This window comes from Streptomyces sp. Xyl84, assembly GCF_059731885.1.
The window spans coordinates 2,798,859-2,814,361 of record NZ_AP029182.1; the positions used below are offsets into that span (position 1 = coordinate 2,798,859).

Below are 15,503 nucleotides of genomic sequence, written 5' to 3' on the forward strand. Positions count from 1 at the left end.
CACCATGGCATCCGCATTCGAGTACGCACCGGCTCCCGAGTCCCGCTCGGTCGTCGACATCGCCCCCTCCTACGGCCTGTTCATCGACGGCGAGTTCACGGACGCGGCCGACGGCAAGGTCTTCAAGACGGTCAGCCCCGCCACCGAGGAGGTCCTCTCCGAGGTCGCCCAGGCGGGCGAGGCCGATGTCGACCGCGCGGTGAAGGCCGCCCGCAAGGCGTTCGAGAAGTGGTCGGCGCTGCCGGGCTCCGAGCGCGCCAAGTACCTGTTCCGCATCGCCCGGATCATCCAGGAGCGCAGCCGCGAGCTGGCCGTCCTGGAGACCCTGGACAACGGCAAGCCGATCAAGGAGACCCGCGACGCGGACCTCCCGCTGGTCGCGGCGCACTTCTTCTACTACGCGGGCTGGGCCGACAAGCTCGGCCACGCCGGGTTCGGCGCGAACCCGCGGCCCCTCGGCGTGGCCGGCCAGGTCATCCCGTGGAACTTCCCGCTCCTGATGCTGGCGTGGAAGATCGCCCCGGCGCTCGCCACCGGCAACACGGTCGTCCTCAAGCCCGCCGAGACGACCCCCCTGTCCGCCCTCTTCTTCGCGGACATCTGCCGCCAGGCGGGCCTGCCCAAGGGTGTCGTCAACATCCTGCCCGGCTACGGCGAGGCGGGCGCCGCGCTCGTCGCGCACCCGGACGTGAACAAGGTCGCCTTCACCGGCTCCACGGCCGTCGGCAAGGAGATCGCGCGCACGGTCGCGGGCACGGGCAAGAAGCTCACGCTGGAACTGGGCGGCAAGGGCGCCAACATCGTCTTCGACGACGCCCCGGTCGACCAGGCCGTCGAGGGCATCGTCACCGGCATCTTCTTCAACCAGGGCCAGGTCTGCTGCGCGGGCTCCCGCCTCCTGGTCCAGGAGTCGGTCCACGACGAGCTGCTGGACTCCCTCAAGCGCCGCCTGTCCACGCTCCGCCTCGGCGACCCGCTGGACAAGAACACGGACATCGGCGCGATCAACTCCGCCGAGCAGCTGGCCCGGATCACCGCGCTCGCCGAGCGGGGCGAGGCGGAGGGCGCCGAGCGCTGGTCCCCGGCCTGCGAACTGCCCTCCTCCGGCTACTGGTTCGCCCCGACGCTGTTCACCAACGTCACGCAGGCGCACACCATCGCCCGGGACGAGATCTTCGGCCCGGTGCTGTCGGTCCTCACCTTCCGCACGCCCGACGAGGCGGTCGCCAAGGCGAACAACACCCAGTACGGCCTGAGCGCCGGCATCTGGACCGAGAAGGGGTCGAGGATCCTCGCCGTCGCGAGCAAGCTCCGCGCGGGCGTGATCTGGTCCAACACGTTCAACAAGTTCGACCCGGCCTCGCCGTTCGGCGGCTACAAGGAGTCGGGCTTCGGCCGCGAGGGCGGCCGCCACGGCCTGGAGGCGTACCTCGATGTCCGATAAGACCGACAAGACTGAGCGACTCTCCGTCTTCAAGACCTACAAGCTGTACGTCGGCGGGAAGTTCCCGCGTTCCGAGAGCGGCCGGGTGTACGAGGTGAGCGACGCGAAGGGCAACTGGCTGGCGAACGTGCCCCTGTCCTCCCGCAAGGACGCCCGGGACGCGGTGGTGGCCGCCCGCAAGGCGTTCGGTGCCTGGTCGGGCGCGACCGCCTACAACCGCGGCCAGATCCTGTACCGCGTCGCCGAGATGCTGGAGGGCCGCCGCGAGCAGTTCGTGCGCGAGGTCGCCGACGCGGAGGGCCTGTCGAAGTCCAGGGCGGCGTCGGTCGTGGACGCCACGGTCGACCGCTGGGTCTGGTACGCGGGCTGGACGGACAAGATCGCCCAGGTGACCGGCGGCGCCAACCCGGTCGCGGGCCCGTTCTTCAACCTCTCCTCGCCCGAGCCGACCGGTGTCGTGGCCGTCGTGGCCCCGCAGGAGTCGTCGTTCCTCGGCCTGGTCTCGGTGATCGCCCCGGTGATCGCCACCGGCAACACGGCGGTCGTGGTCGCGAGCGAGAGGTCCCCGCTCCCGGCCCTCTCCCTGGGCGAGGTCCTGGCCACCTCCGACCTGCCCGGCGGAGTGGTCAACGTGCTCTCCGGCCGTACGGCCGAGATCGCGGCGCCGCTCGCCGCGCACCAGGACGTCAACGCGATCGACCTCGCGGGCGCCGACGAGGCGCTGGCCAAGGAGCTGGAGATCGCGGCGGCGGACAACCTCAAGCGGGTCCTTCGTCCACAGCCTGTGGACGACTGGTCCGCGGCGCCGGGCACCGACCGCATGACGGCGTTCCTGGAGACGAAGACGGTCTGGCACCCGACCGGTTCGCTCGGCGCCTCGGGCTCGTCGTACTGACGGTGCCGGCAGGGCCGTGGCGACCGGCCGCGGCCACACGGACGAGAGCCGCGCCCTCCCTCCGTCCGGGGAAGGCGCGGCTCTCCGCGTCGGCGGGGACGCCGGCCGGTCAGCGCACCGCGCCGAGCACCTGCCCCAGCACCGGGATGCTCCCGACCGACGGGGCCTGCGCCACCGGGTGGGTGAGCATCTGCGAGGTCAGCGGCTGGAAGTCGGCGAGCTTGGTGCCGACCCCGTTGTCCAGCGGGTCGACGCCGGTGCCCGCCAGCGGGTTCGGCTTGAGACCGGCCACCGGACCGGTGACGTAGCCGACCGTGCCCGTCAGCGCCCGCAGGCCCGCCTGCGGGTCGATCTTCCCGACGGAGCCGGTCTGGTACTCGCCGTTCAGGACCGGGAGGCTCTCCGCCGCGGCGGTCGACGCGCCCGCGCCCAGGGCAGCACCGGCGGTCGCCACGGCGATCAGCACGCGCCGGACGGTGGGACGGGGAACGGACGCGGACGCGTGTCGGGCCATTTCTGGTGCCACCTTCTGATGCGCTGAGTAACGGAGACAGCGCACAGGGTAGTTGAGACATGAGCCACCCGCCAAAGCCGACCCGCGGGCTCGGCAGGAAGGCCGCCATGCGTCAAACTGGTGTTCCGTGAGCCTTCATCCCCCGTCCCCCGCCCGTGTCGTGCTGCTGTGCGGCCCCTCGGGTTCCGGCAAGTCCCTGGTCGCCGCCCGTTCCGGGCTGCCCGTGCTGCGCCTCGACGACTTCTACAAGGAGGGCGACGACCCGACGCTGCCGCTGGTGGCGGGGAGTTCGGACATCGACTGGGACCATCCCGCCTCGTGGGACGCCGACGTCGCCGTCGAGGCGATCACCCGGCTGTGCGCCACGGGCTCCACGGGCGTACCGGTGTACGACCTCGGGCGCAGCGCCCGCACCGGTGAGGAGACGCTGCGCATCGGGCGTACGCCGCTGTTCGTCGCGGAGGGCGTCTTCGCGGCGGAGATCGTGGAGCGCTGCCGTGAACTGGGCGTGCTGGCCGACGCGCTGTGCCTGACCCGGGGTCCGGTCACGACCTTCCGGCGCCGTTTCCTGCGTGATCTGCGGGAGGGCCGCAAGTCGGTGCTGTTCCTGCTGCGCCGCGGCTGGCGGCTGATGCGCGCGGAGCGGGCGATCGTCGCCCGCCAGGTCTCCCTGGGCGCGCACGCCTGCGGCCGGGACGAGGCGCTGGGACGACTGGCGGCCGCGGCGGCGGGCCGCCGGATGCCGACGCGGACGGCGGCGTGACGACGCCGGACATCGGCGCCACGACGGCCGGACACCGACGCAAGGGCGGCCGGGCGGCCCCGTCGCCCGGCCGGCGGTGGGCGGGCGCACACGAAGGCGGGACCGGACGGGCCCCCCGGCCCTCCAGCCCCGCTCCCCGTGTTCCCCCACTTCCCCCGTGGGTTCCCCATTTCCCCTGTTTCCCCCGTGGGTTCCCCTGTTTCCCCCGTGGGTCCCCCGTTCCCCCCAGCCTGCGGCGGGCCGGTCAGGCGACCAGTTCGCCGAAGGACTCCTCGTGGTCACGGCCGAAGCTGAGGACCTCGTCGTCGCGCAGCCGGCGCAGCGAGCGCCAGATGCTGGACTTCACCGTGCCGACGCTGATGCCGAGGATGTCGGCGATCTCCGGGTCCGTGCGGCCCTCGTAGTAGCGCAGGACCAGCATGGTGCGCTGGAGTTCGGGCAGCCGGGTGAGCGCCTGCCACAGGACGGCGCGCAGTTCGGTGCCGCGCATCGCGTCCGTGTCGCCGGGCGTCTCCGGCAGTTCCTCGGTCGGGTACTCGTTGAGCTTGCGGCGCCGCCAGGCGCTGATGTGCAGGTTGGTCATGGTGCGGCGGAGGTATCCGCCGACGGCCGCCTTGTCACTGATCCGGTCCCACGCCCGGTACGTCGAGAACAGCGCGCTCTGCAGCAGGTCCTCGGCCTCGAAGCGGTCGCCGGTGAGGTGGTAGGCGGTGGCGTACAGGGAGGCGCGGCGCTCCTGGACGTAGGCGGTGAACTCCGCCTCCGACGGGCTGCGGCGCTCCCCCGAGGCCTCCCCGTACGCGGTTCCCCCGGGTGTCTCCCCCGTGTGTGCGTCGACCACCGTCATGTACGCGGTGTGCTGACGCCCGGTGCCGCGAGCGCATCCCCGCGCCCCCGCCGCACCGGTCTTCTCCGATCCGCGGGTCACGTCGTGCAGACGCGTGACCACTGCGCTGGTGCTGGTGCCGTGCAGCGTGTTCATCTCGCGCCCCCCGTCGGTGGACCTCTGGTGTTCGGATCATTCCTTGCTGGTGTCGAAAATCCTGCCCGGGGCACTTCATGGCCGTGTCCGCCGACTGTCACAGACCTGTCACAGGGCCTCAAGCCGCCGGCCGGTCCGTACAGAGCCGTACGGGTGTCGAAACCCCGGCCCCGCATGGGCCAGAATGAGGCCCGTGCCTTCCCTGTTGCTGATCGAGGACGACGACGCCATCCGGACGGCCCTGGAGCTCTCACTGACGCGCCAGGGACACCGGGTGGCCACCGCTGCCAGTGGTGAGGACGGTCTGAAGCTGTTGCGCGAGCAGCGGCCGGACCTGATCGTGCTGGATGTGATGCTGCCCGGCATCGACGGGTTCGAGGTGTGCCGGCGCATCCGGCGCACGGACCAGTTGCCGATCATCCTGCTCACCGCGCGCAGCGATGACATCGACGTGGTGGTGGGCCTGGAGTCCGGCGCCGACGACTACGTCGTCAAACCCGTGCAGGGGCGGGTGCTGGACGCCCGGATCCGGGCCGTGCTGCGGCGCGGCGAGCGGGAGGCGAACGATGCGGCGGCCTTCGGCAGCCTGGTCATCGACCGCGCGGCGATGACGGTGACGAAGAACGGCGAGGACCTGCAGCTGACCCCGACCGAGCTGCGGCTGCTCCTGGAGCTGAGCCGGCGGCCCGGTCAGGCGCTGTCCCGGCAGCAGTTGCTGCGGCTGGTGTGGGAGCACGACTACCTCGGTGACTCGCGGCTGGTGGACGCCTGTGTGCAGCGGCTGCGGGCCAAGGTGGAGGACGTGCCGTCGTCGCCGACGCTGATCCGGACCGTGCGCGGGGTCGGTTACCGCCTGGACGCGCCTCAGTGACCAAGCAGCAAGGGGGGTCCGGCGGCTGGTCCGCGGGACGCAAGGGAGTGCTGTCCAGGTGGCGGTTCACGAGTCTGCGGCTGCGGCTGGTCGTCGTCTTCGCGCTGGTGGCGCTGACGGCCGCCGTGTCGGCGTCCGGGATCGCGTACTGGCTCAACCGTGAGGCGGTGCTGACGCGCGCGCAGGACGCGGTGCTGCGGGACTTCCGGCAGGAGATGCAGAACCGTGCGGGCACGCTGCCGGTGCACCCCTCGCAGGACCAGTTGCAGCACACCGCCGGCCAGATGGCGGGCAGCAGCCAGCGGTTCAGTGTGCTGCTGGTGAGCCAGGACACGGACGGCCGGGCGGTGTACGCCAGTTCGGGCGGGCTGAGCGGGTTCTCGCTCCAGGACGTGCCGATGACGCTGCGGACCGCGGTGAACAAGGAGCAGTCGCTCTCCTCGGGGAACACGTCGGCGTACCACCTGTACTGGCAGCGGGTCACCGAGCACGGCACGCCGTACCTGGTGGCCGGGACCAGGGTGATCGGCGGCGGTCCGACCGGCTACATGCTCAAGTCGCTGGAGCCGGAGGCCAAGGACCTCAACTCGCTGGCCTGGTCGCTGGGGGTCGCGACCGCCCTGGCGCTGGTCGGGGCGGCGCTGCTCGCGCAGGCCGCCGCGACGACCGTGCTGAAGCCGGTGCACCGGCTCGGTGTCGCCGCGCGGCGGCTCGGCGAGGGCCGGCTCGACACCCGGCTGCGGGTGTCCGGCACGGACGAACTGGCCGACCTCTCGCGGACGTTCAACAACGCGGCCGAGGCGCTGGAGAAACGGGTCGCCGACATGGCCGCCCGGGACGAGGCGTCCCGGCGCTTCGTGGCGGACATGAGCCATGAGCTGCGGACGCCGCTGACCGCCATCACCGCCGTGACGGAGGTGCTGGAGGAGGAGCTGGAGTTCGAGGGCGGCGGCATCGATCCCATGATCGAACCGGCGGTACGGCTGGTGGTCAGCGAGACGCGGCGGCTGAACGACCTGGTCGAGAACCTGATGGAGGTCACCCGCTTCGACGCGGGCACGGCCCGGCTGGTGCTGGACGACGTGGACCTCGCCGACCAGATCACCGCGTGCATCGACGCGCGGGCCTGGCTGGACGCGGTGGAGCTGGACGCCGAGCGCGGCCTGCACGCCCGGCTGGACCCGCGCCGCCTCGACGTCATCCTCGCCAACCTGATCGGCAACGCGCTCAAGCACGGCGGTTCGCCGGTGCGGGTGTCGGTGCGGGAGTCGGCCGGGGAGACCGAGGAGGACGCGCAGATCGTGATCCAGGTCCGCGACCACGGTCCGGGCATCCCCGAGGACGTCCTGCCGCACGTCTTCGACCGGTTCTACAAGGCGAGCGCGTCCCGGCCGCGTTCGGAGGGCAGCGGACTGGGTCTGTCCATCGCCCTCAACAACGCCCACATCCACGGCGGTGACATCACCGCGGCCAACTCGCCGGAGGGCGGTGCGGTGTTCACGCTGCGGCTGCCGAGGGACGCCTCGGCGCTCACCGAGGAGGGCGCGGAGGGCGCCGGGGGCCGGAGCGGCGACGGCGAGGGCACCGGCGCGGCCGGTGGCACGAAGGGGGGTGCCCGGTGAGGGCGCGCGGGACCCGCGGGCGCTGGACGTCCGCCCACCGGCCGCTGCTGGCACTGCCCGCCCTGGCCCTGCTGCTCGCCGGGTGCGGGATCCGTCCCACGGGGGTGCCGACCGACTTCGGCGGGGCGCCCTCCCGGGTGCCGTGCTCGCTGTCCCAGCCCGGCCTGGCCACGCAGACCTCGCGGGGGGTGCCGGTCCAGGCGTTCCTGCTGTGCGGCTCGTCGCTGGTGACCGTGGACCGGGTGGTGCCGGTACCGGAGGGCACGGCGGACGCGCGGCGGCGGCTGATCGTGGCGCAGGGCCTGCTGAGCCAGCTCGCGGCGCCGCCGTCGCCCAGTGAGAAGGCGGCCGGGTACACCACGCACGTCCCGGCCGGTCTGACCGTGTCCGGGCCGCGCCCGAAGGACCCGGAGGACAGCCTGCGGCTGAGCACCTCGCCCAGCGGTCTCGACCCGTACGCGCTCGCGCAGATCGTCTGCACGCTGTCCGACTCGGCGGCGGCCGAGGGCGACGGCTCGGTGGTCCTCGGCGGCCCCGCCGAGGCGCATCTGCGCCGTTACGAGTGCACGGACGACCTCCGTTCCCGCCCCGGCACGACCCGGCCCCCGGCGACGGACGTCACACCCGCCTGACACCCGGCCCGGGCCGCCCGGGCCGTTGCGCACCCCGCCGGGCCCGGTCCGGCTGCCGGCAGCGGCCCGGCCGCCCGTGGCGCCCCTGTCCGGGCCACCGGCGGCTCCCCCGCCCCGGGAGCCCCCGCCGTGGCGCGCGGGCCCGGTGGCCTCCGGCCGTGTGGTGTGGGACTCATCGGGGCGGGTGGCGGGTTTTCCGGAACCGATCGTGCGAGGGGGCGCGTCTTGGGGGGCGTGCAGCTTCAAGGCTCCATCGGCGGCAGCGCCGCGTTCCGCGTCCGCGTGACAGGAGGTGTCCTCCTCGTCGCCCATCTCGCGTTCGTCGCCTGGCTGATGCTGCGGCCGCTGGACGTCCCGTGGGTGATGCCGGCGAATCTGCGGCCGCTCACCACGATCCGCGCCGACCTCGCGCTCGGCGGCGCCGAGGCGGTCCGGCGCATCGGGGAGGGGCTGGTGCTGCTGGCCCCCCTGGGAGTGCTGCTGCCGCTCGTGCACGGCAGGGTCCTGGCCGTCTCCCCGGTGGCGTCCGGAGTCCGTACGACCGCCGCCGGCGCCCTGGTGTCCCTGGGGATCGCCCTGCTGCAGACCGGCGTGCCCGGCCGGGTGGTGGACGTCGACGCGCTGCTCCTGAACACCGCCGGGGTGGCCCTCGCCCATCTCGCGGTCGTCCCCGCGGCACGCGCCCTGCTGCGCCGCGGGGCCGAGCGGCGCGGCGGGTGGGCGGTACGTCAGGAGGACGCCTCTCAGGGGCGGACCCCGACGATTCCCAGGGTCGGGATCGCCCCGTGGAGCGACGCTTTGCCCCCTTCGTCTCCGTAGCGTGGTGGTCAGACGGGGCCGCCGACGGGGAGGCTCCGCACCGACAGTCCACGGAGGCACCGAGATGAGCGCCCTTTCCCGCCCCACCAACGGCCGCATGATCGGCGGAGTGTGTGCCGCGCTGGCCCGGCGCTTCGGCACCTCCGCGACGACGATGCGCGTGATCTTCCTGCTGTCCTGCCTGCTGCCGGGCCCGCAGTTCCTGCTCTACATCGCGCTGTGGATCCTGCTGCCCGCCGAGGGCAAGGCGGCCCGCACGGCGTGGTAGCCGTGGTGACCGGACGCCGCCGGGGCGCATCCCGGAGCAAGGGGTGCGCCCCGGCGGCGTACCGGCGAAGCCGTCGAGCCGGGTGGGCTCAGCCCAGCGGCAGACCGTTCACCGGCAGGCCGTGCGTGGGCAGGCCGTTGACGGGCAGCCCGCCGAGCAGGCCGGCGACCGGTGCGGTCGGGCCGTGCTGCAGCATGCTCTGGACCACCGGCTGGGCGGCGGCGAGACCCGTCGCGAGGGTCGGCTTGGCCTGGTCCAGCGCCTGACCGGCCCCCGGCAGCGTCTTGGTGAGGTTCTCCGTGGGGAGCGCCTTGCTGACGGTGCCCAGCGCCTGGCCGGCGTCCGGGGCGGCGGGCGCGGCGTTCGCGGCACCCGCGCCGGCCGCGGCGAACGCGGCACCGAGGGCGGCGACACCGAGGGTCTTGACAGCAGACTGCTTCATGAAAATGCGTCCTTGACTGGAAGACGGGGGGACTGAGCGGTCCTCGACCGTAAACACGTCGGGTGTCGCACCGCAAACATCGAAATCCCAACGGGTGACAAACCCGTTTCACCCCGCCCGGCCCGCACTTTCCCCTCGGTCAGTCCTGATGACGCGAAGACGCCCTGGTGGAGGCGGTCTGGCGGAACAGCCATTCGGATTTCAGGGCCGCGTATCCCGGCTTGATCACGTCATTGATCATGGCCAGTCGTTCATCGAAAGGAATGAACGCTGATTTCATCGCATTGACGGAGAACCACTGGATGTCGTCGAGCGTGTAACCGAATGCGTCGACAAGGTGCTCGAATTCCCGGCTCATGCTGGTGTGGGACATCAGCCGGTTGTCCGTGTTGACCGTGGCGCGGAAGTGCAGGCGCCGCAGCAGACCGATCGGGTGCTCCGCGTAGGAGGCGGCGGCGCCGGTCTGGAGGTTGGAGCTGGGGCACAGCTCCAGCGGGATGCGCTTGTCGCGGACGTAGGCGGCCAGCCGGCCGAGTTCGACGCTGCCGTCCTCGCGGACGTGGATGTCGTCGATGATCCGCACCCCGTGGCCGAGCCGGTCGGCGCCGCACCATTGCAGCGCCTGCCAGATGGAGGGCAGCCCGAAGGCCTCCCCGGCATGGATGGTGAAGTGGTTGTCGGCCCGCTTCAGGAACTCGAAGGCGTCCAGGTGCCGGGTGGGCGGGTGACCGGCCTCGGCGCCCGCGATGTCGAAGCCGACGACGCCCGAGTCCCGGTACCGGTCGGCGAGTTCGGCGATCTCCAGGGAGCGGGCCGCGTGCCGCATGGCGGTGAGCAGGGCGCCGATCCGGATGCGGCGGCCGTCCGCGAGGGCGGCCCTCTCCCCCTCCCGGAAGCCCTCGTCGACCGCCTCGACGACCTCCTCCAGACTGAGGCCGCCCTCCAGGTGCTGTTCGGGGGCGTAGCGCACCTCGGCGTAGACGACACCGTCCGCGGCGAGGTCCTCGGCGCACTCGCGGGCGACCCGGACGAGCGCGTCGCGGGTCTGCATCACGCCGACCGTGTGGGAGAAGGTCTCCAGGTACCGCTCCAGCGAGCCGGAGCCGGCGGCCTCGCGGAACCACAGGCCGAGCTTGTCCGGATCGGTGTCGGGCAGGTGCGCGTAGCCACCGGCACGGGCCAGGTCCACGACGGTCGCCGGGCGCAGCCCGCCGTCGAGGTGATCGTGCAGCAGGACCTTGGGCGCGCGGCGGATCTGGTCACGGCTCGGGGCACTCCCCGGAAGGGCAGGCTGGCTCGTCATTTCCGCACTTTAACTCCTACGCGCGTAGAAGGAGCTGTACGCGGCCCGCCGGGCGTCGCCCGCGTACCGGCGTGCGTCCTCGCCGTACGTCTTCGCCGCCGCGGGCGTCCGCGCGGGTGGCCGGTACCCGTCCGTACATCCACGCCGATACGTAACGGTGACCGCACGGACGGGTCGCGTACACCCGGCCTTCTGACACTGTTCTGTCATGGCACAGCAAGCGACGCCGGTTCGCACGGCCCGGCTGGGGAGGACGCTCGGCCCGGAGCCGGCCGCGGTGAGCGGAGCGGTGCTGCTGCTCCCGGCGGGCCGGGAGGTGTCCGCGCGCAGACCCCACGCCCTGACGGCCGCCCGGGTGCGCGCCCTGGGGCGCCGGCTGGCCCGCGTGGGCCGCGCCGAGGGCCTGGCCACCCACGTGGTGCACTACCGCTACCGCGGCTGGAACGGCGGCGAGGCGCACCTCGCGCACGACGCCACCTGGGCCGTGGAGGAGACCGTACGGCGCTACGGAGACGTCCCCGTGTGCCTGGCCGGTCTCGACATGGGCGGCCGGGCGGCGCTGCACGCGGCCGGGCACGAGGCCGTCAACTCGGTGGTGGCGATCGCCCCCTGGCTGCCCGAGGACGACGTCGCCGCCTCGCCCGAACCGGTGAAGCAGCTCGCCGGCCGGCAGGTGCTGATCGTGCACGGCACGAACGACGAACGCACCGACCCCGAGCTGTCCTTCCGCTTCGCGGAGCGTGCGAAGAAGGCGAACCGGGACGTGTGCCGGTTCGAGGTCCACGCCGACGGGCACGGGTTACGGCAGTACCGCGAGGAAGTGGCAGCGCTCACCGCGAACTTCGTCATGGGCGCGCTGTTCGGCCGGGTGCTGTCGCGGCCGGTGCGGGACGCGCTGGCGGCACCGCCGCCGCTGGGGCTGCGGATGCCGCTGGCGGCGGGGTTCGGGAAGTCGCTGCGGCAGTGACCGCACCGTCGTGGCCCGGACCGGCCCGCACGGCCACCGGACCGTCGTGGCCGGGACCGGCCCGCCTCCGGCCACTGCGCCGCCGCGCCCGCGCGCCGGAACGGGGCACTGCCCGTCGCCGCGGGCAGTGCCCCTGACGGCACCGCCTACGGCAGCAGTCTGCCCCGGCGGGAGAGCAGGAACTTCTTGAAGGCCGCCACCGGCGGTGTGTCCGGGTGGCCCTCCAGCCAGGCCACGCCGATCTCGCGCACCGCGCGCGGCGCCGTGACCGTCAGTTCGGCCACGCCCGGCCGGGGCACGGCCGGCGGCGGGAGGAGGGCGACCCCGAGCCCGGCCGCCACCAGACCCCGCAGCGTCTCCGTCTCCTCCCCCTCGAAGGCGATCCGCGGGGTGAAGCCCGCCTCCCGGCACAGCGCGTCCGCGATACGGCGCATGCCGTACCCCGGCTCCAGGGTCACGAAGGTCTCCTCGGCGGCCTCGGCGAGCCGGATGCGGCGGCGGCCGGCGAGCCGGTGGTCGGCGGGGACCACCAGGCGCAGCTTCTGCTCGTCCAGGCGCCGGGCGACCAGGTCGGGGGCGTCGGGGACGGGCGAGGTCAGGCAGAGGTCCAGTTCGCCCGCGCGCAGCCGCTCCAGCATGGCCTCGCCGTAGTTCTGCACGAGGCTGAAGCGGACGCGGGGGTGGTCGGCGCGGAAGGCCTGGAGGAGGCCGGGCACGGTCTCGGCGCCCATGGTGTGCAGGAAGCCGAAGGCGACCTTGCCGGTGGCCGGGTCGGCGTCCGCACGCACCTCCTCGGCGGCGCGCCGGACCTCGGCGAGGGCGCGTTCGACGGAGCCGAGGAAGGTGCGGCCGGCGGGCGTGAGGGACACGGTGCGGCCGCGCCGGGCGAACAGGTCGACGCCGAGGTCCTGTTCCAGGCGGACCATGGCCCGCGACAGCGTGGACTGCGGGACCCGCATCTCCTGCGCCGCGCGTGTCACGTGCTCGGTGCGGGCGACACCGGCGAAGTAGGCGAGCCGCGGCGCGAGCAGCCGCGCGACCTCCTCCTCACCGTTCCCGCGCATGACTTCTGTGTCACCGGACGGTGACACGCGCCGCTGTGACCTCTGCTGATGCACCATGGGAACGATTATGGCGAGTGTGTGCATTGGACGGATGAACGCGGGGTTCCTACCGTCGAAGCATGTCTCCCGCCGATACCGGGGCGTCCACCGCCGTGGACGCCGTGACCGCCGCCCCCGCCGCCTCTCCCGGCACGCCCGCCGCTTCCCCCGCCGCCGACTCCCGGATGGCGCCGGGCGGCCCCGGCTACCGCCGGATGAGCCTGGCCCTCTTCCTCGCCGGGGTCGCCACCTTCGCCCTGCTGTACTCCACGCAGGCGCTGCTCCCGCTGATCTCCGGGGAGTTCGGGGTGGCGGCGAGCGAGGCGAGCTGGACGGTGGCGGCGGCGACCGGGGGCCTCGCGCTCTTCGTCCTGCCGATGAGCGCGCTCTCGGAACGCTTCGGGCGGCGCACGGTGATGACGGCGTCGCTGGCGGTCGCGGTGGTGGTCGGCCTGCTGGTGCCCTTCGCCCCGTCGCTGGGCGCGCTGGTGGCGCTGCGGGCGCTGCAGGGGGCCGCGCTCGCCGGACTGCCCGCCTCGGCGCAGGCGTACCTGGCCGAAGAGGTCCGCCCCAAGGCGCTGGTCACCGCGATCGGCCTGTTCGTGGCGGGCAACAGCGTGGGCGGGATGAGCGGCCGGGTCATCACCGGCTGGGTCGCCCAGGAGTGGGGCTGGCGGGTCGCCGTCGGGATCGTCGGGGTGATCGCGGTCGGGTGCGCGGTGGCCTTCCGCGTGCTGCTCCCGGCGCCGCGCCACTTCACGCCGGGCTCGCTGCGCCCGCGCGTGCTGGCCGGGACGGTCCGCGACCACCTGGCCGACCCGCTGCTGCGGCGCCTGTACGCGATCGGCGCGCTGTTCATGACGGTGTTCGGCGGCGTCTACACGGTGATCGGGTACCGCCTGACCGAGGCGCCGTTCTCGCTCCCGCAGGGCATCATCGGGTCGGTCTTCCTGGTGTACCTCGTGGGCACGGTGTCGGCTTCCACGGCCGGCCGGCTGGTGGGCCGGCTGGGCCGCAGGGGAGCCCTGTACCTGGCGGGCGGGACCACGGCGGCGGGTCTGCTGGTGTCCCTGACGGACTCGGTGGCGTTCGTCCTGCTGGGCCTGGTCCTGATCACCGCGGGCTTCTTCGCCGGTCACGCGGTCGCCTCCTCGGCGGTCAGCAGGACCGCGACGCACGGCCGCGCGCAGGCCTCCGCGCTCTACCAGTCCGCGTACTACATCGGCTCCAGCGTGGGCAGCACGGTCGGCGCGACGGCCTTCCACGCCCAGGGCTGGAGCGGGACCGTCGGCGTGGGGCTGCTGGCGGTCGCGGGGGTCGTGACGATCACGGTGCTCGGCTCGCGGGCGGCCCGGCGGGCGGGCGCGCGGGGCGGGCGCCCCGGACCGGCGGCGGCGTAGCCGCCGACCGCGCCGGCCGGTCCCGGGCCGCCCCCCTCCGGCCTGCTGTTTCTCCGAGTCCGCGGGCCATTGTCAGTGGGCTGCGGTAGCTTCCGGAGTGCCGGGTGCGACGACGCACCCGGACGGGACGGCCACAGGGGTGGGTGGACGACGATGGGCAACGGGACGGCGGCGCCGGCGGACCTGGACATGCAGCTGGAGAAGTACCGGGTCGAGCTGACCGGTTACTGCTACCGCATGCTCGGTTCGTCCTTCGAGGCGGAGGACGCGGTCCAGGACACGATGGTGCGCGCCTGGCGCGGCCACGACCGGTTCGAGGGCCGCTCCAGCCTCCGTTCCTGGCTGTACCGGATCGCGACCAACGTCTGCCTGGACATGCTGACGGCGGGCGGCAAGCGGGCCAGACCGATGGACCTGACCGAGTCGACGCCGCTGGCCCGGGCCGCCCTGGCGCCCCGCCCCGACAACACGTGGCTGGAGCCGGTGCCGGACGGCCGGGTGCTGCCCGCCGTCGAGGACCCGGCGGAGGCGGCGGTCGCCAAGGAGTCCGTGCGGCTGGCCTTCATGGCCGCGCTCCAGCAGCTCCCGCCCAAGCAGCGGGCCGTGCTGATCCTGCGCGAGGTGCTGGCCTGGAAGGCGAGTGAGGTCGCCGAGCTGCTGGGCACGACGGTCGCCTCGGTCAACAGCGCGCTCCAGCGGGCCCGCGCCACGCTCGCCGAGCGCGAGGAGGCCGGTGCCCGCGCCGACGTCTCCGACCCGCTGGACGAGGAGCAGCGAAAGCTCCTGGAGCGCTACGTGAAGGCGTTCGAGGGGTACGACATGACGGCGCTGACCGCGTTGCTGCACGAGGATGCGATCATGACGATGCCGCCGTTCGACCTGTGGCTGACCGGCCCGGCGGACATCACCGGCTTCATGGCGACGATGGGCGCGGCCTGCGCGAACTCCCGGCTGGTGCCGGTTGAGGCCAACGGCCTGCCCGCCTTCGCCCAGTACAAGCCGGACCCGGACAAGGGCGGGTTCGCCCCGTGGGCCGTGCAGGTCCTGGAGATCTCAGCGGGCCGCATCACCGGGTTCCACTGCTTCCTGGACACCCAGCGGTGGTTCCCGCTCTTCGGGCTGCCCCTCCACCTCGAAGGCGAGGCCGACCAGGTCCAGCAGGGCGGGTAGCGCGGGGTCGGGGTCGCGCAGCCGGATCCGGCCGCCGGCCCGCCGGGCGGCGAGCTGGAGCCGCGCCAGCAGGTCGACGGCCGCCAGCCCCGGCGGCCCGAGGCCGCCGACGTCGCAGACGACGACCGCGGCCGGTCCGGCCTTCAGCAGCGACCGCACGTCGGCGCAGAGCCCGGCCACCTCGTCACGTGCGACGGGGCCGGGCAGCACGAGCACGGCGGGTGTCTGGGCATCCACGTCCGGTAGACCGGCGGCACCGGCGGAACTCATCGGCCGGCCCCCGCCGGCGAGCCGTCGCACGCCGGGCG

The 15,503-nt window shown here is 73.4% G+C and carries 17 protein-coding genes; 11 read left to right on the forward strand and 6 right to left on the reverse strand.

Features of this window, described 5'->3' with window-relative positions:
• Window positions 1-4 precede the first annotated feature (4 nt).
• Together AC6I72_RS11925 and AC6I72_RS11930 are read left to right on the forward strand one after the other, a co-directional pair.
• Window positions 5-1,444, forward strand: coding sequence for an aldehyde dehydrogenase family protein (locus tag AC6I72_RS11925; protein ID WP_498000763.1), 1,440 nt, complete (start codon window positions 5-7; stop codon window positions 1,442-1,444).
• Complete coding sequence (locus AC6I72_RS11930) at window positions 1,434-2,339, forward strand: aldehyde dehydrogenase family protein (protein WP_498000764.1); 906 nt, start codon at window positions 1,434-1,436, stop codon at window positions 2,337-2,339. Before AC6I72_RS11925 ends, AC6I72_RS11930 begins: the two co-directional genes overlap by 11 nt.
• A gap of 109 nt (window positions 2,340-2,448) precedes the next feature.
• On the opposite strand, the gene AC6I72_RS11935 is transcribed toward AC6I72_RS11930, so the two are convergent.
• Window positions 2,449-2,853 (reverse strand): hypothetical protein, encoded by a 405-nt coding sequence (locus tag AC6I72_RS11935; RefSeq protein WP_366723572.1) that lies wholly within the window; start codon window positions 2,851-2,853, stop codon window positions 2,449-2,451.
• A 160-nt stretch (window positions 2,854-3,013) separates the two neighbouring features.
• On the opposite strand from AC6I72_RS11935, the gene AC6I72_RS11940 reads away from it, so the two are divergent.
• On the forward strand, window positions 3,014-3,616 hold the full coding sequence (locus tag AC6I72_RS11940) for a uridine kinase family protein (RefSeq protein ID WP_498004659.1): 603 nt from the start codon (window positions 3,014-3,016) through the stop codon (window positions 3,614-3,616).
• A 244-nt stretch (window positions 3,617-3,860) separates the two neighbouring features.
• On the opposite strand, the gene AC6I72_RS11945 is transcribed toward AC6I72_RS11940, so the two are convergent.
• Window positions 3,861-4,598: a SigE family RNA polymerase sigma factor gene (locus AC6I72_RS11945; RefSeq protein WP_498000765.1), complete on the reverse strand. Its 738-nt coding sequence runs from the start codon at window positions 4,596-4,598 to the stop codon at window positions 3,861-3,863.
• A 193-nt stretch (window positions 4,599-4,791) separates the two neighbouring features.
• Between AC6I72_RS11945 and afsQ1 the strand changes: the two genes are divergently transcribed.
• The 5 genes from afsQ1 to AC6I72_RS11970 all read left to right on the forward strand — a co-directional run bounded on the left by afsQ1 (window position 4,792) and on the right by AC6I72_RS11970 (window position 8,810).
• Window positions 4,792-5,469: a two-component system response regulator AfsQ1 gene (afsQ1, locus tag AC6I72_RS11950; protein ID WP_158679181.1), complete on the forward strand. Its 678-nt coding sequence runs from the start codon at window positions 4,792-4,794 to the stop codon at window positions 5,467-5,469.
• Window positions 5,466-7,091, forward strand: coding sequence for a sensor histidine kinase (locus AC6I72_RS11955; RefSeq protein WP_498000766.1), 1,626 nt, complete (start codon window positions 5,466-5,468; stop codon window positions 7,089-7,091). Before afsQ1 ends, AC6I72_RS11955 begins: the two co-directional genes overlap by 4 nt.
• Window positions 7,088-7,723 carry a hypothetical protein gene (locus AC6I72_RS11960; RefSeq protein ID WP_498000767.1) on the forward strand — a complete coding sequence of 212 codons (636 nt, stop codon included), beginning with the start codon at window positions 7,088-7,090 and terminating at the stop codon, window positions 7,721-7,723. Before AC6I72_RS11955 ends, AC6I72_RS11960 begins: the two co-directional genes overlap by 4 nt.
• Before the next feature lie 234 nt (window positions 7,724-7,957).
• Entirely contained in the window at window positions 7,958-8,542 is a 585-nt protein-coding gene (locus AC6I72_RS11965) for a VanZ family protein (protein WP_498000768.1), read from the forward strand.
• 64 nt (window positions 8,543-8,606) lie between these two features.
• Window positions 8,607-8,810: a PspC domain-containing protein gene (locus AC6I72_RS11970; protein WP_498000769.1), complete on the forward strand. Its 204-nt coding sequence runs from the start codon at window positions 8,607-8,609 to the stop codon at window positions 8,808-8,810.
• An 88-nt stretch (window positions 8,811-8,898) separates the two neighbouring features.
• Here the strand turns inward: AC6I72_RS11970 and AC6I72_RS11975 are convergent, their stop codons facing one another.
• Together AC6I72_RS11975 and AC6I72_RS11980 are read right to left on the reverse strand one after the other, a co-directional pair.
• Window positions 8,899-9,252 (reverse strand): ATP-binding protein, encoded by a 354-nt coding sequence (locus AC6I72_RS11975; RefSeq protein WP_498000770.1) that lies wholly within the window; start codon window positions 9,250-9,252, stop codon window positions 8,899-8,901.
• A gap of 139 nt (window positions 9,253-9,391) precedes the next feature.
• Window positions 9,392-10,555, reverse strand: a complete 1,164-nt coding sequence (locus tag AC6I72_RS11980) for an adenosine deaminase (RefSeq protein ID WP_498000771.1) — start codon at window positions 10,553-10,555, stop codon at window positions 9,392-9,394.
• A 208-nt stretch (window positions 10,556-10,763) separates the two neighbouring features.
• Here AC6I72_RS11980 and AC6I72_RS11985 point away from each other — a divergent pair, with 208 nt between their 5' ends.
• Window positions 10,764-11,522, forward strand: a complete 759-nt coding sequence (locus AC6I72_RS11985) for an alpha/beta hydrolase (RefSeq protein WP_498000772.1) — start codon at window positions 10,764-10,766, stop codon at window positions 11,520-11,522.
• A 146-nt stretch (window positions 11,523-11,668) separates the two neighbouring features.
• On the opposite strand, the gene AC6I72_RS11990 is transcribed toward AC6I72_RS11985, so the two are convergent.
• The gene (locus AC6I72_RS11990) at window positions 11,669-12,643 is read right to left on the reverse strand and encodes a LysR family transcriptional regulator (RefSeq protein ID WP_498000773.1); all 975 of its coding nucleotides are present in this window, start codon (window positions 12,641-12,643) and stop codon (window positions 11,669-11,671) included.
• A gap of 62 nt (window positions 12,644-12,705) precedes the next feature.
• Between AC6I72_RS11990 and AC6I72_RS11995 the strand changes: the two genes are divergently transcribed.
• Together AC6I72_RS11995 and AC6I72_RS12000 are read left to right on the forward strand one after the other, a co-directional pair.
• Complete coding sequence (locus AC6I72_RS11995; protein ID WP_498000774.1) at window positions 12,706-14,025, forward strand: MFS transporter; 1,320 nt, start codon at window positions 12,706-12,708, stop codon at window positions 14,023-14,025.
• A 153-nt stretch (window positions 14,026-14,178) separates the two neighbouring features.
• Window positions 14,179-15,195 carry a sigma-70 family RNA polymerase sigma factor gene (locus AC6I72_RS12000; protein WP_498000775.1) on the forward strand — a complete coding sequence of 339 codons (1,017 nt, stop codon included), beginning with the start codon at window positions 14,179-14,181 and terminating at the stop codon, window positions 15,193-15,195.
• Here the strand turns inward: AC6I72_RS12000 and AC6I72_RS12005 are convergent.
• Window positions 15,079-15,465, reverse strand: coding sequence for an STAS domain-containing protein (locus AC6I72_RS12005; RefSeq protein ID WP_498004660.1), 387 nt, complete (start codon window positions 15,463-15,465; stop codon window positions 15,079-15,081). The two genes, AC6I72_RS12000 and AC6I72_RS12005, sit on opposite strands and share 117 nt — an antisense overlap.
• Between the last annotated feature and the right edge of the window lie 38 nt (window positions 15,466-15,503).

What these genes read in the sequence shown, in the direction of transcription:
- AC6I72_RS11925 (WP_498000763.1), top strand. Translation starts at nt 5, where the DNA reads ATGGCATCCGCATTCGAGTACGCACCGGCTCCCGAGTCCCGCTCGGTC.
- AC6I72_RS11930 (WP_498000764.1), top strand. Translation starts at nt 1,434, where the DNA reads ATGTCCGATAAGACCGACAAGACTGAGCGACTCTCCGTCTTCAAGACC.
- AC6I72_RS11935 (WP_366723572.1), bottom strand. Translation starts at nt 2,853, where the DNA reads ATGGCCCGACACGCGTCCGCGTCCGTTCCCCGTCCCACCGTCCGGCGC.
- AC6I72_RS11945 (WP_498000765.1), bottom strand. Translation starts at nt 4,598, where the DNA reads ATGAACACGCTGCACGGCACCAGCACCAGCGCAGTGGTCACGCGTCTG.
- AC6I72_RS11970 (WP_498000769.1), top strand. Translation starts at nt 8,607, where the DNA reads ATGAGCGCCCTTTCCCGCCCCACCAACGGCCGCATGATCGGCGGAGTG.
- AC6I72_RS11975 (WP_498000770.1), bottom strand. Translation starts at nt 9,252, where the DNA reads ATGAAGCAGTCTGCTGTCAAGACCCTCGGTGTCGCCGCCCTCGGTGCC.
- AC6I72_RS11980 (WP_498000771.1), bottom strand. Translation starts at nt 10,555, where the DNA reads ATGACGAGCCAGCCTGCCCTTCCGGGGAGTGCCCCGAGCCGTGACCAG.
- AC6I72_RS11985 (WP_498000772.1), top strand. Translation starts at nt 10,764, where the DNA reads ATGGCACAGCAAGCGACGCCGGTTCGCACGGCCCGGCTGGGGAGGACG.
- AC6I72_RS11990 (WP_498000773.1), bottom strand. Translation starts at nt 12,643, where the DNA reads ATGGTGCATCAGCAGAGGTCACAGCGGCGCGTGTCACCGTCCGGTGAC.
- AC6I72_RS11995 (WP_498000774.1), top strand. Translation starts at nt 12,706, where the DNA reads ATGTCTCCCGCCGATACCGGGGCGTCCACCGCCGTGGACGCCGTGACC.
- AC6I72_RS12000 (WP_498000775.1), top strand. Translation starts at nt 14,179, where the DNA reads ATGGGCAACGGGACGGCGGCGCCGGCGGACCTGGACATGCAGCTGGAG.
- AC6I72_RS12005 (WP_498004660.1), bottom strand. Translation starts at nt 15,465, where the DNA reads ATGAGTTCCGCCGGTGCCGCCGGTCTACCGGACGTGGATGCCCAGACA.